Consider the following 14589-nt stretch of genomic DNA (forward strand, 5'->3'; position numbering starts at 1 on the left):
ATCTTGGAGATGAGCGCAGTGGATTTTAAACAGTTACAGAACACAATCGGTGTCCAGTTTAGAAATGAACGACTATTAAAACAAGCTTTTACACACTCTTCTTATGTCAATGAACATCGGGGTAGACCATTCCAAGACAATGAGCGTCTCGAATTTTTAGGGGATGCGGTACTAGAGTTGACTGTTTCTCAGTTTTTATTTACTCACTTCCCTAAGATGTCTGAAGGAGAAATGACGAAGTTGCGGGCGGCGATCGTTTGTGAGCCGTCGCTCGTTCGATTCGCGGAATCTTTGCAATTTGGCTCGCTTGTTCTACTTGGTAAAGGAGAGGAAATGACAGGCGGCAGACGTCGGCCCGCTCTATTAGCGGACGTTTTCGAAGCGTTTATTGGGGCTCTATATTTAGATCAGGGTTTAAAAACAGTCAACACGTTTCTTGATAAATTTGTGTTTCCATCGATTGATCGCGGCGAATTTACCAAAGTAACCGACTACAAAAGTCAACTGCAAGAATTTGTGCAGCGCGTAAACTTAGGTGAGATCATCTATCAAATTGTTGAAGAAAAGGGTCCCGCCCACAATCGCGAGTTCGTTTCAGAAGTGTTGTTAAATGGCAATTCGATGGGAAGCGGAATGGGACGCTCAAAGAAGGAAGCGGAACAACACGCGGCATCTGCTGCCCTTTCAAAACTTAAAGTTCGTTAAATCATTTTGTTAACAGATAGAAAGGATACCTGAGATCATGATCAAGCAACGTAGAATTGCCATTTTTGTTCCCCACCAAGGTTGTCCAAAAGACTGTGTGTTCTGTAACCAAGCGCGGATTACGGGGCAAAAGCGCGAAGAGCAATTAACCGAGGAACAAATACGGGCTATTGTTGATCAGCATCTAAGGACGATGGATGAAAAGGTCCACGTTGAGATTGCTTTTTTTGGCGGGAGTTTCACAGGCCTGCCTCGCGGCTATCAAAAAATGATGTTGGGCGTGGCGAAAGAGTACATTGATAACGGACAAGTTCAGGGTATTCGATTCTCAACTCGTCCCGATTATATCAATGAAGCGATCATGGAGTTTTTATTGCCGTATGGGGTAACAGCGATTGAATTAGGCGTTCAGTCACTCGATGATCATGTGCTTGCCTTATCACAACGCGGCCATACAGCTGAACAGGTCGCAACAGCGGTTGAAATCATTCGAAACTATCCGAGTATTCAGCTTGGCTTACAGCTTTTACCTGGCTTACCCGGCGATACAAAGGAAATCGCGATGAATACGGCCCAACAAGTTGTTAACATGCGACCGGATTTTGTTCGGATCTACCCCGCGTTGGTCATTGCGGGGACTGAACTAGAGTGGATGTATGCGACAAAGCAGTACAAACCGTTGTCTTTAGAAGAAGCGGTAGATTGGTGCGCGCAGATATGGCTGCTATTTATGAAACATCAGATTCAAGTTATTCGGCTTGGTTTACATGCATCTGAAGATTTGCGCGCCGAAGGGTCACTAATCGCTGGTCCTTTTCATCCTTCGTTTCGTCAGTTAGTGGAAGCAAAATTATACAGACGGTTGTTAGATACAATTGTTAAGGACTATTCAAGCGAGGAAATCGATACATTTATGATTCATCCGGCAGATGAAACGGCTGTCCGCGGTCCGAGGGGCGCGAATTGGGCTTCTTTCGCTCAATCCTCTGTGGATCTTGCTTTGAATTCAAATGTGGAACGGCACCAATGTCAACTCGCTATGAAAAGCGGAAAAATTATTTCATATCGTTTACGTGATCTGGAATCCAGTTCTTAATCAGGGCTGGATTTTTTCTGTTTGCGGGGATCAAATATGGTAAAATAAAGATTGTTAGAAAAGGGTCTGCGGTTGCTTTTTAGGGGGAGATCATGTTTTTAAAACGACTTGAATTAGTTGGATTCAAATCATTTGCAAAGCGGACTGAATTGGCGTTTGGCTCAGGGGTAACGGCTGTAGTAGGTCCAAACGGCAGCGGCAAAAGTAATATTGCGGATGCGATTCGTTGGGTACTTGGAGAACAGAGCGCTCGCTCGCTGCGCGGAGCCAAGATGGAAGATATTATCTTTGCCGGCAGCGCGGCAAGACAAGCCGTGAATTATGGTGAAGTCTCATTGACCTTGGATAACAGCAAGCAAACGTTGAAGATCGATTACAGTGAAGTGACGATTAGCCGCCGTGTTTACCGCTCAGGCGAAAGTGAATACTTTATTAATAAGCAACCGTGTCGGCTTAGAGATATCGTTGAATTATTTATGGATACGGGTGTTGGCAGAGAGGCTTATTCGATTATCGGCCAAGGAAAGATCGAAGAAATTATAAGCGCAAGATCGGAAGACCGCCGTGGAATATTTGAAGAAGCGGCTGGCATTGTAAAATATAAAACGAGAAAAAGAGAAGCCGAGAAAAAACTAAACGAAACAGCTGCAAATTTAACGAGAATTGAGGACATCTTATCAGAGTTATCGACGCAACTTCCTCCCCTTCAGCAGCAGGCTGAGCAGGCAGAAATTTATTTGGATTTGCAGCGTGAACTAAAGCAGCGGGATATAAGCCTTACAGCGCATCGAATTGAATCGTTGAGCGAAACCTGGCAAACCGCAAAAGAATCGGTCGTTGGTTATCGTGACCAACTTGTTGCCCGTTCCGCGGAGCTTAATGCGATTGAAGCGCAACTTGCTGAGCGGAAGTGGGCAAATGCGGAGCAAGCTCAGCTCCAGCAACAGCAACAACGGGAGTTGTTAGGTGTCATAGAAGAGACCGAACAAACAGAAGGCCAACGTCAGGTACTGCTCGAACGGGCAAAGCACATCGCAGAAAATGAGCGGCAAATAGCTCAAACCAAATCTAGTCTCGAGCAAAAATTAACCCAGATTGCCGGGCAACGGGCTGAACAGGAACAACGGTTAGCTGATTCGTTTATAGAAGCAGAGCGGATCGAACAGCAATTAATCGAGCAACAAACGCGATTAGGTGAAACAGGGGTAGGGTTGGCGGTGGACGTTGATCAGCTTAAAGCTGATTATATTGCAGCGCTAAATGAGATCGCCGCGCTAAAAAATGACCTGCGGCATTGCGAGCAAACGGGACAATCGCTCCATCAAAAGCGGACACAATTAACAGAGCAGGCGCTTGCGACGAAAGCGCAAGCGAAGCAGGTCAATCTAGCAGATGAAAATCTCCGTCTTGAATTAGAACAGAGAGTGACAAAGCGAGAACAGGCGCAGCTTTTACTACGCCAATTGGCAACGGAGTATGAGCAGGCGCGCCGAAAACGTGAATCGTGTTTTAAACGATTGAGAGATATGGAACAAAAAATGCAGGCGCTAAGCTCGCGACGCGACCTACTTAAAGAAATGGAGGCTTCCTTAAGCGGGTTTAGACAGGGCGTAAAAGAGGTCTTGAAGGCTAAAGGGACAGTCTTACTGGGCATACATGGCGCTGTCGCAGAATTAATGACAACGTCCGCAGCGTACGAAACAGCGTTAGAGATTGCGCTCGGCGGTTCGCTGCAACAAGTTGTCACGGAAGATGAGACGGTCGCGAGAAAAGCGATTCAGTGGTTGAAGGACCATCGCCTAGGACGCGCCACCTTTCTGCCGATGAATGTGATCCGCCCGCGCCGCATTTCGTCAAAAGATGAAGCAATGTTGCAAGGCATCGCGGGTTTTATTGGGGTTGCTTGTGATTTGATTGCATGTGATTCCCGCTATAAGGCGATTTATGAGAATCTATTAGGTTCAACGATGATCATGAAAGATTTAGCTACGGCTAATGCTGCTGCCCGTCAATTTGGTTACCGCTATCGCTGGGTCACCATCGATGGCGAGGTGATTAGCCCAGGCGGGGCGATGACAGGCGGCGCGATTCAGCAAAAGAACGCTCATTTGTTAGGCAGGACGAGGCAACTCGAGGAACTTAAGCTATCGTTAAAACAAAGAGAACAAGAACAACAAGAACAGGCTGATGAATTAGTGTTGATGGACATGAAGTTGCAACAACTAACAGCTGCCCAAGAAGATACACGGCAACTGATTGAACAACATCAAGCAAATGAACATGAAACGAAAAACAAGTTAGGCCGTCTGCAAGTTGAAAGAAACAATACGCAGCAATTGAGCCGTAGGTGGCAGACAGAGTTATCGGCGTTGCAAGAAGAGGAACGAGCCAATCAGCAGCGAGGCTTGACGCTACAAGCCGAGTTAGGAGAGCGGACTAACCAAGGGCGTCAGTTGAAACAAACGATGGATCAGCTAGACAAGCGCAGGAGCGTGTTGTTACAGGCCAAGGATGAATACAACGATCAAATAACGCAACTTAAAATTCAAGCTGCGCAACTTCAACAGCAGCAGGCTGTGTTTCAGACGGAGCTTAGTAGATTAGACGCTTTGGAAGCGGAAACGAAAACGGCATTAGCGGCTGCTGAGGATTCACAGGAAAAACAAGTCCAGACGAAACTTGAAGACGAAGCCCGCAGACTGCAGCTCGAACAGCGCGTGATTCATTTGCAAGAAAAGAGAAGAAATCTAGACGAACAAATTCAACTGAGAGAGCGGGCGCGAAAAGACAGTGAAGATCAAATTGACCAATTGGACAGCGACGTTCGATTGATTCGAAAGCAGAGCAGGGAACTAGAGGAGAAGCTGCATCAAGCGGAGTTAAAAGTCGAGCGATTGGATGTAGAACTGGACAATCAATTAGATCACTTATTTGAAGAATACGGGTTGTCTTATGATCTAGCGAAAGAATCCTACCCTCCACCGCAAGACCCTGCCGAGATGAAACAGCAAGCGCGGGAAATCAAGCGAAGATTGGATGATTTAGGGATCGTTAATCTGGGAGCGGTCGACGAATATGCCCGTCAATTTGAGCGCTTTGAATTCCTCAATGTTCAGTTTGATGATTTAGAGCAGGCGAAGCAAACATTGTACGAAGTCATTGCGGAGATTGAGCGAGAGATGACGCGCAGGTTCACAGAAACGTTTGAGCAAATTCGCGGTGAATTCCAGAGTGTGTTTCGACACTTGTTTGGCGGGGGACAGGCCGATCTTCAATTATCGGAACCAGAGCGCCTTTTAACTTCGGGAATCGAAATTGTCGCTCAACCGCCAGGTAAGAAGTTGCAGTATATGGCGTTACTATCCGGCGGAGAAAAGGCGCTGACCGCCATCGCTCTGTTGTTTTCAATTTTACGGATTCAACCTGTTCCTTTCTGTGTGCTGGATGAAGTGGAAGCTGCGTTGGATGAAGCGAATGTGGCGCGTTTCTCGGAATATTTGCGCGAGTTTGCGGGACAGACACAATTTATTTGTATCACCCATCGCAAAGGGACGATGGAAGGCGCCGATGTGTTGTACGGAGTCACCATGGAAGAGCGAGGCGTTTCTAAACTCGTTTCCGTTAAACTCGAAGACCAATCAACTGTCACAGCATAATCTATAAAAGAGATATCGATGGAAGGAGTCTATACGATGAGTTTTTTTCAAAAGTTAAAAGAGAAGATCTCACAAAAAACAGAAGCGGTTACTGGTAAGTTTAAAGATGGGCTAAGCAAAACGAGGGATGCGTTCGTTGGCAAAGTAGAAGACCTCGTAAAACGCTATAAAAAACTCGATGATGATTTCTTTGAAGAACTTGAAGAAATTTTAATTTCGGCTGATGTCGGGGTAACAACTGTGCTCGAGCTGGTCGATGAGCTGAGGGAGGAAGCGAAAGCCCAGCGAATCACGGACGCGGCTGATTTAAAACCGTTGATTTCTGAAAAGTTAGTTGGTTTGTTGCAACCGACGGAACACGATTATTCCCTCAATGTAGAAGATGGACGCCTGAATGTAATTATGTTCGTTGGCGTGAATGGGGTAGGAAAAACGACGACGATTGGTAAAATTGCCCACATGTATAAGCAACAAGGAAAAAAAGTAGTGCTTGCGGCGGGTGATACGTTTCGGGCGGGGGCAATTGAACAATTAGAAGTGTGGGGCGAGCGTGTTGGAGCCGACGTGATCAAACATCAAGAAGGGTCCGATCCCGCCGCTGTTATTTTTGACGCAATTCACGCCGCCAAAAGCCGTAAGGCTGATATTTTACTTTGCGACACCGCGGGTCGCTTACAGAACAAGGTTAATTTGATGGATGAATTAAACAAAGTGTACCGTGTCATCCAACGTGAGATCCCTGATGCGCCGCATGAAACCATGCTCGTCTTGGACGCGACAACAGGCCAAAATGCGATGAATCAGGCGAAGGCGTTTGGAGAAGCGACAGATGTCTCAGGGATTGTGCTGACGAAACTCGATGGAACGGCGAAAGGCGGGATTGTGGTCGCGATTAGCAATGAACTGAAAACACCGGTCAAATATGTTGGACTAGGCGAGCAGATGGACGATTTACAGCCATTTGACGCTGAGCAATTCGTACATGCCTTGTTTACAGGCTTTATGGAAGAACCAGCGGATGAATCTCCGCAAACGGACCAAATATGACTGTAAAGAATTTTACTTGACATTCCTTTTTGAAATGCGTATTATAATTTCCAGTAAAGGTAATGTGGTTGTTCGGTACGATTAATTCATCTTTTAGGTGGAAATGATGCTAGAGAAAACAAATCGGGTTAATTTATTATTTGATTTCTATGGTCCGTTATTTAATGATCGTCAGCAGCAATTTTTTGAGATGTACTATGAAGAGGATCTATCGCTAAGCGAAATAGCCGCGCTGGTGAAAGTCAGCAGACAGGCTGTTTTTGATCAATTGAAAAGAATGGAGCAAGTGCTCAAAACGTATGAAGAAAAGTTGCGCCTAGTAGCCCATTACGAGGAACGGCAACAGCGACTCACTCAACTCATGCAAATGATGGAGCGAGAAGATTGGGAGCGGGACAAGATTCGTTCACAAGTAAAGGCGCTAGCTCAGTTTGATATGGAATAATAAGGAGGCATACTATGGCCTTTGAAGGTTTAGCTAACCGTTTACAGGACACATTGAGTCGTTGGCGCGGTAAAGGGAAAGTGACGGAAGCCGATGTAAATGAAATGATGCGTGAAGTGCGCCTCGCGTTGCTGGAAGCGGATGTTAACTTTAAAGTGGTCAGGGAATTTGTCGCAAAGGTTAAGGAAAGAGCGATTGGCCAAGAAGTGATGAAATCTTTAAGTCCCGGTCAACAAGTCATTAAAGTTGTCAACGAAGAATTGACAGCTTTAATGGGCGGAACACAGAGCAAGATCGAACACGCGAAACAAGCCCCCACTGTCATTATGATGGTCGGATTGCAAGGAGCGGGTAAGACGACGACAACTGGAAAGTTGGCGAAGTACTTGCAAAAGCAGAATCGACGACCACTTATGGTCGCGGGAGATATTTACCGACCAGCGGCGATTAAACAGCTGCAAGTGTTAGGCGAGCAATTGAATGTTCCTGTGTTCACGCTTGGCGACCAAGTGAGTCCGATTGAAATTGCTGAACAAGCGATTGCCCATGCGAAAGAAAATCGGTTGGACTACGTCTTGATTGATACAGCGGGACGTTTGCATATCGATGAGACGTTGATGGGCGAGCTGAAAGGCATTCGCGATACGACGCAGCCGCATGAAATCTTATTGGTCGTTGACGCGATGACAGGGCAGGATGCAGTCAATGTCGCGGAAAGTTTTAATGAGCAACTTGAGCTAAGCGGCGTGGTCCTGACTAAACTGGATGGAGATACGCGCGGCGGAGCCGCGTTGTCCGTTAAAGCGGTCACCGGCAAGCCGATCAAGTTTGCGGGGATGGGTGAAAAAATGGATGCTCTTGAGCCGTTTCACCCGGATCGGATGGCTTCGCGAATTCTTGGTATGGGGGATGTCTTGTCCCTCATTGAAAAAGCGCAAGCTGCCGTCGATGAAGACAAAGCGAAGGAAATGGAGCGTAAATTTAGGAAAGCGGAATTCACCTTTGAAGATTTCCTCGATCAGATGGCTCAAGTTAAGAAGATGGGTCCGTTGGAAGATCTGTTAGGAATGATCCCTGGAATGGGTAAAATGAAAGGGATGCAAGATCTCAAGGTGGATGAAAAGCAAATCGACCGTGTGGAAGCGATTGTAAAATCGATGACCGTCGATGAAAAGCAAAATCCTGAAATGCTCAAAAACACAAGTCGTAAGCGACGCATTGCGAAAGGAAGCGGCGTGACGTTGCAAGAGGTCAACCGTTTCATTAAGCAATTTGAAGATATGCGGAAAATGATGAAACAATTTACGCGAATGGCCGATCAATCCAAGAAGAAAAAAGGAAAAGGCGGCTTATTCAATAAGTTTCCATTCATGTAACAAGCAACAACCAACTAGCGGTTTTTCGATCACGTCTTCCCCTAATCTGGGCTGACGTTGAAAAATATAAAATGAATCTATGGATATATTAGGAGGAAGTTTAAAATGGCAGTAAAAATTCGTTTAAAGCGCATCGGCGCAAAGAAAAATCCATTCTATCGTTTAGTAGTAGCTGATTCGCGTTCACCTCGTGATGGACGTTTTATCGAAGAAATTGGAACGTACAATCCTGTTGCGCAACCTGCTGTTGTCAACATCGATGAAGAAAAAGCATTAGACTGGATGTTAAAAGGCGCTAAGCCGACAGATACAGTTCGCAACCTATTTAGCAAAGCGGGTCTAATGAAACAGTTACACGAAACAAAGAACGAAAAGAAATAAGACGCGTCACCTTGGACCTGAACATGAGAGGATAACGGAAGGCGGGTCAGCAAAGTGAAACCAATGATTGAAATTATTGCTAAAGCGCTTGTCGATCATCCGGAACAGGTAGCAGTTCAAGAAGTGCAAAAAGAACGGCTTACAGTTTATGAACTTTCTGTTCACCCAGAAGATATGGGGAAAGTAATCGGTAAGCAAGGACGTATTGCGCGAGCGTTACGCACAGTTGTTACCGCAGCTGCTGTAAAAGAAAATAAGCGCATCGCCATCGATATTGTGTAGAAGAAGCTGGGAGAACCTCAAGGGGATTCCCGGCTTTTTCTCTATCTTTATCCAAATGAACGGGCGGCTTTCGGTGAGAAGTTGCGTACGTTTGCTCAAGGTGGGGGAAATATGAAAATTAAGCGACCTGTCGTTGTCAAGATGATTCTAACAGATCAACTCAGAACTCGTTTAAAAGGAGAATATGAACAAACGATCAAACAAGTCCAGATTGAACTAGAACAACTTCAATTTAGAAGTAAAAAGCTGTTGCAAGATTCAGCGAAGCAAGGGCCAGAGGCTTATCGAATTGTACAAGAAAGATTGCAAAAGGAAGAACAGGGAAGACGCGATAAGCTGAAGCGCGCCTATGACCTGCAAAACCAACTTGATTTGCTTCCGGACGGTCGTGAAATCGTTCATTCGCAAGTGGAGTCTGAAGTTGAAGTGAAAATTGGCGATGACTGGGATAAACTAATCAATCAGACGGAGATCATTATAAAAGATGGTATTGTGGTTGAGATCCGCCGTTAGAGGAGTGAGAATATGGAAAGACAAATGTATGATGTCGGTAAAATTGTAAACACGCATGGGATCCGCGGTGAACTAAGAATCTTCTCCGTAACCGATTTCCCGGAGGAGCGTTTTCAGAAGGGAAGTGAACTTTTTCTTGCCCATGACTCCTTGCAAGAACCGTTACCGATCACGATCCAATCCGTTCGAAAGCAAAAAAATCTATACATTGTAAAATTGAAAGAGTTCGATAACATTAATCAGGTGGAAAAATATAAGGGCGGCGTCTTTAGAGTTAGCGAAGAGGATCGGATTGATTTAGAGGAAGGCGAATTTTATTACGACGATATTGTCGGCTGTGAAGCTTGGTCAGATGAAGGCGTGAATCTTGGCGTCATTTCAGACATTTTGGAAACGGGGGCAAACGATGTATGGGTTGTGAAACGGGAGGGTCAGAAAGATCTGTTACTTCCTTATATTGATGACTGCATACTCGAAGTGGACGTTGCGGAAAAGAGAGTAAAAGTCCACGTGATGGAAGGATTAATGGAATGAGAATCGACATCTTAACGCTATTCCCGGAAATGTTTACGGGTGTGTTATCGAGCAGTATCGTCGGTAAAGCATCGGACAAAGGTCTTGTCCAGTTCCGCGTTCGAAACTTTCGGGAATATGCCGTTAACAAACACGGCCAAGTGGATGATTATCCGTACGGCGGCGGGGCCGGGATGGTGTTACGGCCTGAGCCTATATTTGCCGCAGTAGAAAACTTGGCAGTAGATAGTGAAAAACCGCCGCGAGTGTTGTTAATGTGCCCGCAAGGCGAGCGTTACACGCAACAAAAAGCGGAGGAATTAGCGGCGGAAGAACATCTGGTCATTATTTGCGGTCATTATGAGGGCTATGATGAAAGAATCCGCGAACATTTAATCACAGATGAAATTTCGATTGGCGACTTTGTGCTAACGGGTGGAGAGCTTCCGGCGATGACTGTTATTGATAGTGTGATTCGTTTGTTGCCGGGAGCGCTAGGCAACGAGAACTCCGCTGTGAGCGATTCATTTAGCACAGGCTTGCTAGAACACCCTCATTATACGCGGCCGGCTGAGTTCAGAGGATGGGGCGTGCCTGATGTGTTGCTGTCTGGTCATCATGCGAATATTGAAGCGTGGCGAAAGAAACAATCCGTGAAGCGGACGATGGAACGAAGGCCCGAATTGTTGAAGGGAATTGAGCGCGATCCCGCCTGGAAAAAGATTGTGGAAGCGGTTGAACGTGATGCGAGTGAAAAACCGTAAAGATCAATCTTGATCTTCATTATGCAGTATGGTAAACTATTTCCTGTTGGGCGAAATGCCTCGATTACGGTGGTCCGCTTTCGTGCTGGAAGAAGTCTAGATGTTAGAATTAACCTCCTAATCTCTAACTCGATCCGGACGATATGAACACTCGTTGGAAAGGAGGATTTATACATGAAACAAATTATTCGTGAAATTACCGAAGATCATTTAAAAAAGGACATGCCTGAGTTCCGCGCAGGGGATACGGTTCGTATTCACCTTAAAGTCGTTGAGGGACAACGCGAACGTATTCAGGTGTTTGAAGGCGTTGTGATTAGACGTCGCGGTTCTGGTGTAAGTGAAACATTCACTGCCCGTAAAATGTCTTACGGTGTAGGGGTGGAACGTACCCTCCCTGTACACTCTCCTAAAATCGACCGAATCGAAGTGGTTCGTCGCGGAAGAGTTCGACGCGCGAAGCTATACTATCTGCGTGATCGCGTGGGTAGAGCAGCTCGAATCAGAGAAATTCGCCGCTAAAGGGGAAAAGGAGCTTGCTAGTCAAGCTCCTTTTTTTCTACTTATAACGAGGAAAAAAAAGGATACATTCATAAGCAACTTGTTTTTCTAGGAAGGAGCTAAAGAAATGGAAAACCATGAATCCAGCCATGGTATGAAGGAAATAGAGGGAGCAACCAAAGCGAAGAATGAATGGTGGGAATGGATCAAGGCGTTGGCGATTGCAATCTTACTTGCGTTTGTAATCCGCTCTTTGCTATTCGCCCCGTTCGTCGTCGACGGCGCTTCGATGATGCCGACTTTGCATGATCGCGAACGAGTCATCGTCACAAAATTGATCTACTTTGTAAAGGAACCTTCTCCTGGGGATATCATTGTTTTCCATGCGACGGCTGACCGGGATTACATTAAGCGCGTAATTGGTGTCGGAGGGGACATAGTAGAAGTGAGAGGCGATCAGCTCTATATCAATCAGGAGCCAGTCGATGAACCTTACCTCCATGAATATAAGCAGCAGGCGGAACAAGAAGGCTACTTCCTGACTGGGGATTTCGGACCGATTGAAATTCCAGAAGGTGAACTGTTCGTGATGGGCGATAACCGATTGAATAGCAAAGACAGTCGGATGATCGGAACCGTCTCGTTAAAAAGTGTCGTCGGACGGGCTGATGTAATTTTCTGGCCGCTTAATCAATTTCGTTTTCCAAAATAATAGATTTAAGTAAGGAAAGGTGACTTAGATGACGACCATTCAGTGGTTTCCAGGGCATATGGCAAAGGCGCGCCGACAAGTCAGTGAGCGATTAAAATTAATTGACGTCGTAATTGAATTGCTTGATGCGCGTCTGCCGCTGTCCAGTCGAAATCCGATGATCGATGAGATTATCCAGGATAAACCGAGATTGATCTTATTAAACAAGACAGATCTAGCTGATCAAGCGATAACTGACCAATGGATAGATTATTTCCGTCAACACGATTTACTGGCGCTACCGATTGATGCCCAATCTGGCAAAGGAGTTCGTCGGGTTCCTGAGCTGTGTCGCGAATTGGTCGAACCAGTTATGGAAAAAAGACGAGCGAAAGGGATGAACGATCGATCCGTTCGCGTAATGATCCTCGGCATTCCGAATGTCGGCAAATCTTCATTGATCAACCGCCTAGCTGGTAGAAGAGTTGCTTCAACAGGGGATCGTCCAGCCGTTACAAAAGCCCAACAATGGGTGAAAATGAGCGAGGGGCTAGATTTATTAGATACACCCGGCATTTTGTGGCCGAAATTCGAGGATCAACTCGTCGGCTTTCGTTTGGCAGCGAGCGGCGCGATTCGTGACGAAGTGTTGGATCTTGGAGAAATTGCGCTATTCGTGTTAGCTTACTTATCCTTGTATTACCCGGAACGGTTGCAAGAACGGTTCAAGCTCGATCAACTTCCGCAGGATTGGATTGAATTGATGGAGGAAATTGGACGAAAACGCGGCTGCATCGCAGGAAGAGGCTTAATCGATTATGATAAGACCGCTGATATTTTGCTGCGAGAACTGCGCTCCGGAAAATTAGGAACCGTTTCGTTAGAACGACCAGACGATCAATTTTCGATAGAGATGATGCAAATTCAGCATATGGAATGATACAATAAAACGTACAGGAGCCAATCCCCTGCGCGTTTTTTGTTTTTGCCGGGATCATCTCTATGTTCGGCGCCACACCTCTGTCAAATACATAGATTGAGCGCCCTATAGGAAGGAACGAGAACGAATGAACTCGATACATACGATGACGATCAAGGAAATAAAAGAATTTATCGATAATCAGCAGCTCGAGCAGCAAACAGAACAAGCATTGGCTACCGATTCGCGCGTTGGTGTTCGACGTTTATTAGAACAATATCAGAGACGCAGGCGGCGGGAGCGGCAACTCCAGGAACAATGGGAGCAAATGCGCATTCATGAATTGGAGCTTAAGCAACGAGGATACGCATATATCGCGGGGATGGATGAGGTCGGTCGTGGGCCATTGGCGGGCCCCGTTGTCGCCGCGGCGGTGATCCTACCCGATAATTTTTATTTGATAGGATTGAATGACTCGAAGCAGCTTGCTCCGCAAGTAAGAGAAAATTTTTATGATGTGATTGTGGAACAGGCGATTGCCTATACGGTTTGCTTCGCTGATGCCCAGACGATCGATCAAATGAATATTCATCAAGCCACGCAACAAACGATGAGAGACTGTATCGCGCAATTAGAACCTCGTCCAGAGATCTGTCTTGTTGATGGTCGTCCTGTCAGCCAGCTTGGCGTTGAACAGCGACCGATTGTTGGTGGAGATAGCAAAAGTATTTCCATTTCCGCCGCTTCAATCATTGCCAAGGTGACGAGAGACCGCTGGATGATCCAAGCGCACGAAACATATCCCGTATATGGATTTGCTCAAAACATGGGTTATGGTACTGCAGAGCATCTGAATGCCTTAGAAAAGTACGGCCCATGTCCGTTGCACCGTAAAACGTTCGGCGTTGTGAAGGAGTATGCGTAATGGAAAGTTTGTCGAGCTATGAATTAGGGCAGTGGGGTGAAGAAGTCGCTACCCGATTTTTAGAACAAAGAGGTTATGAAATTATACAACGGAATGCCCGCTTACTGCGTCGCGAGGTCGATATTATTGCGAAACAATCGGGGACGATCGTATTTGTGGAAGTGAAGACGCGCGCAAGCCTACGTTACGGTAGTGGTTTAGAAGCGGTTGATCGACGTAAACAAAATCGATTGATCCAAGCGGCTAAAGCTTATCTTGGGCAAGGAGATACAATTCGCTTTGATGTAATTTCCATTTTGATGGATCCTGCGAGTAAACAGGCTCGTCAGATTCGCCATATTCGAAACGCTTTTACTTGTTAAATGAGAAGAAAGTTTAGATTTCAATGATATGACGTTAAATTAGGCGGAAAAATGGGGATTTGCCTTACTTCATTCGGCAATCTTGCCGCGTATATTAATAGTGTACTCGACGCGAAAGACTCCTCCATCTGGCCCTCATCATTACGATGAGGGCTTTTTTTTATGAATATATATTCGATGTAAAAATAAAACCCACCCTTACGGATGGGCTAATTGCAAATCGAGTTCGCGATGCTTGATTTCACTTAACAGGAGGTCGATAAAATCTTTATCTAAACCGAGGTTGACTGACTTACGATAAGCATCGATTAAGGCATCATCACTTAATAGTTTCATAGTATTACCCCTCGTTTTGATAGTTTCCCATATTATAGCATCGAATAAAAAACAGAACAACCGTTCGATTATCCACA

The 14589-nt window shown here is 45.7% G+C and carries 17 protein-coding genes; 16 read left to right on the plus strand and 1 reads right to left on the minus strand.

What is annotated here, in order from left to right; translation table 11 throughout:
- Positions 1 to 9: 9 nt before the first annotated feature.
- The 16 genes from rnc (at position 10) to BEP19_RS08595 (ending at position 14176) form a co-directional block, all read left to right on the plus strand.
- Positions 10 to 705 carry a ribonuclease III gene (gene rnc, locus BEP19_RS08520; protein ID WP_120189434.1) on the plus strand — a complete coding sequence of 232 codons (696 nt, stop codon included), beginning with the start codon at positions 10 to 12 and terminating at the stop codon, positions 703 to 705.
- 37 nt (positions 706 to 742) lie between these two features.
- The gene (locus tag BEP19_RS08525; RefSeq protein WP_120189435.1) at positions 743 to 1801 is read left to right on the plus strand and encodes an elongator complex protein 3; all 1059 of its coding nucleotides are present in this window, start codon (positions 743 to 745) and stop codon (positions 1799 to 1801) included.
- Positions 1802 to 1893: 92 nt separating this feature from the next.
- The gene (gene smc, locus BEP19_RS08530) at positions 1894 to 5457 is read left to right on the plus strand and encodes a chromosome segregation protein SMC (protein WP_120189436.1); all 3564 of its coding nucleotides are present in this window, start codon (positions 1894 to 1896) and stop codon (positions 5455 to 5457) included.
- Positions 5458 to 5493: 36 nt separating this feature from the next.
- Positions 5494 to 6504 (plus strand): signal recognition particle-docking protein FtsY, encoded by a 1011-nt coding sequence (gene ftsY / locus BEP19_RS08535; RefSeq protein WP_120189437.1) that lies wholly within the window; start codon positions 5494 to 5496, stop codon positions 6502 to 6504.
- 106 nt (positions 6505 to 6610) lie between these two features.
- Positions 6611 to 6949, plus strand: coding sequence for a YlxM family DNA-binding protein (gene ylxM, locus BEP19_RS08540; protein WP_170145313.1), 339 nt, complete (start codon positions 6611 to 6613; stop codon positions 6947 to 6949).
- Between the two features lie 14 nt (positions 6950 to 6963).
- Positions 6964 to 8325 (plus strand): signal recognition particle protein, encoded by a 1362-nt coding sequence (gene ffh, locus BEP19_RS08545; RefSeq protein ID WP_120189439.1) that lies wholly within the window; start codon positions 6964 to 6966, stop codon positions 8323 to 8325.
- Positions 8326 to 8430: 105 nt separating this feature from the next.
- Positions 8431 to 8706, plus strand: coding sequence for a 30S ribosomal protein S16 (rpsP, locus tag BEP19_RS08550; protein ID WP_120189440.1), 276 nt, complete (start codon positions 8431 to 8433; stop codon positions 8704 to 8706).
- Between the two features lie 54 nt (positions 8707 to 8760).
- Positions 8761 to 8988, plus strand: a complete 228-nt coding sequence (locus tag BEP19_RS08555; protein ID WP_120189441.1) for a KH domain-containing protein — start codon at positions 8761 to 8763, stop codon at positions 8986 to 8988.
- A 111-nt stretch (positions 8989 to 9099) separates the two neighbouring features.
- Positions 9100 to 9501 (plus strand): YlqD family protein, encoded by a 402-nt coding sequence (locus BEP19_RS08560; protein WP_120189442.1) that lies wholly within the window; start codon positions 9100 to 9102, stop codon positions 9499 to 9501.
- Positions 9502 to 9513: 12 nt separating this feature from the next.
- Positions 9514 to 10035: a ribosome maturation factor RimM gene (gene rimM / locus BEP19_RS08565; protein WP_120189443.1), complete on the plus strand. Its 522-nt coding sequence runs from the start codon at positions 9514 to 9516 to the stop codon at positions 10033 to 10035.
- Positions 10032 to 10778, plus strand: coding sequence for a tRNA (guanosine(37)-N1)-methyltransferase TrmD (gene trmD / locus BEP19_RS08570; protein ID WP_120189444.1), 747 nt, complete (start codon positions 10032 to 10034; stop codon positions 10776 to 10778). Before rimM ends, trmD begins: the two co-directional genes overlap by 4 nt.
- Before the next feature lie 174 nt (positions 10779 to 10952).
- On the plus strand, positions 10953 to 11300 hold the full coding sequence (rplS, locus tag BEP19_RS08575) for a 50S ribosomal protein L19 (protein ID WP_120189445.1): 348 nt from the start codon (positions 10953 to 10955) through the stop codon (positions 11298 to 11300).
- Between the two features lie 106 nt (positions 11301 to 11406).
- Positions 11407 to 11991 carry a signal peptidase I gene (lepB, locus tag BEP19_RS08580; protein WP_245983433.1) on the plus strand — a complete coding sequence of 195 codons (585 nt, stop codon included), beginning with the start codon at positions 11407 to 11409 and terminating at the stop codon, positions 11989 to 11991.
- A 28-nt stretch (positions 11992 to 12019) separates the two neighbouring features.
- Positions 12020 to 12910, plus strand: a complete 891-nt coding sequence (ylqF, locus tag BEP19_RS08585) for a ribosome biogenesis GTPase YlqF (protein ID WP_120189446.1) — start codon at positions 12020 to 12022, stop codon at positions 12908 to 12910.
- Between the two features lie 127 nt (positions 12911 to 13037).
- Positions 13038 to 13814, plus strand: coding sequence for a ribonuclease HII (locus BEP19_RS08590; protein ID WP_120189447.1), 777 nt, complete (start codon positions 13038 to 13040; stop codon positions 13812 to 13814).
- Positions 13814 to 14176: a YraN family protein gene (locus tag BEP19_RS08595; RefSeq protein WP_211329329.1), complete on the plus strand. Its 363-nt coding sequence runs from the start codon at positions 13814 to 13816 to the stop codon at positions 14174 to 14176. The genes BEP19_RS08590 and BEP19_RS08595 overlap by 1 nt, the downstream gene beginning before the upstream one ends.
- Positions 14177 to 14374: 198 nt before the next feature.
- On the opposite strand, the gene sda is transcribed toward BEP19_RS08595, so the two are convergent.
- Entirely contained in the window at positions 14375 to 14512 is a 138-nt protein-coding gene (gene sda / locus BEP19_RS08600; RefSeq protein ID WP_120189448.1) for a sporulation histidine kinase inhibitor Sda, read from the minus strand.
- Between the last annotated feature and the right edge of the window lie 77 nt (positions 14513 to 14589).

It is taken from the genome of Ammoniphilus oxalaticus (assembly GCF_003609605.1).
Classification (GTDB): Bacteria; Bacillota; Bacilli; order Aneurinibacillales; family RAOX-1; genus Ammoniphilus; species Ammoniphilus oxalaticus.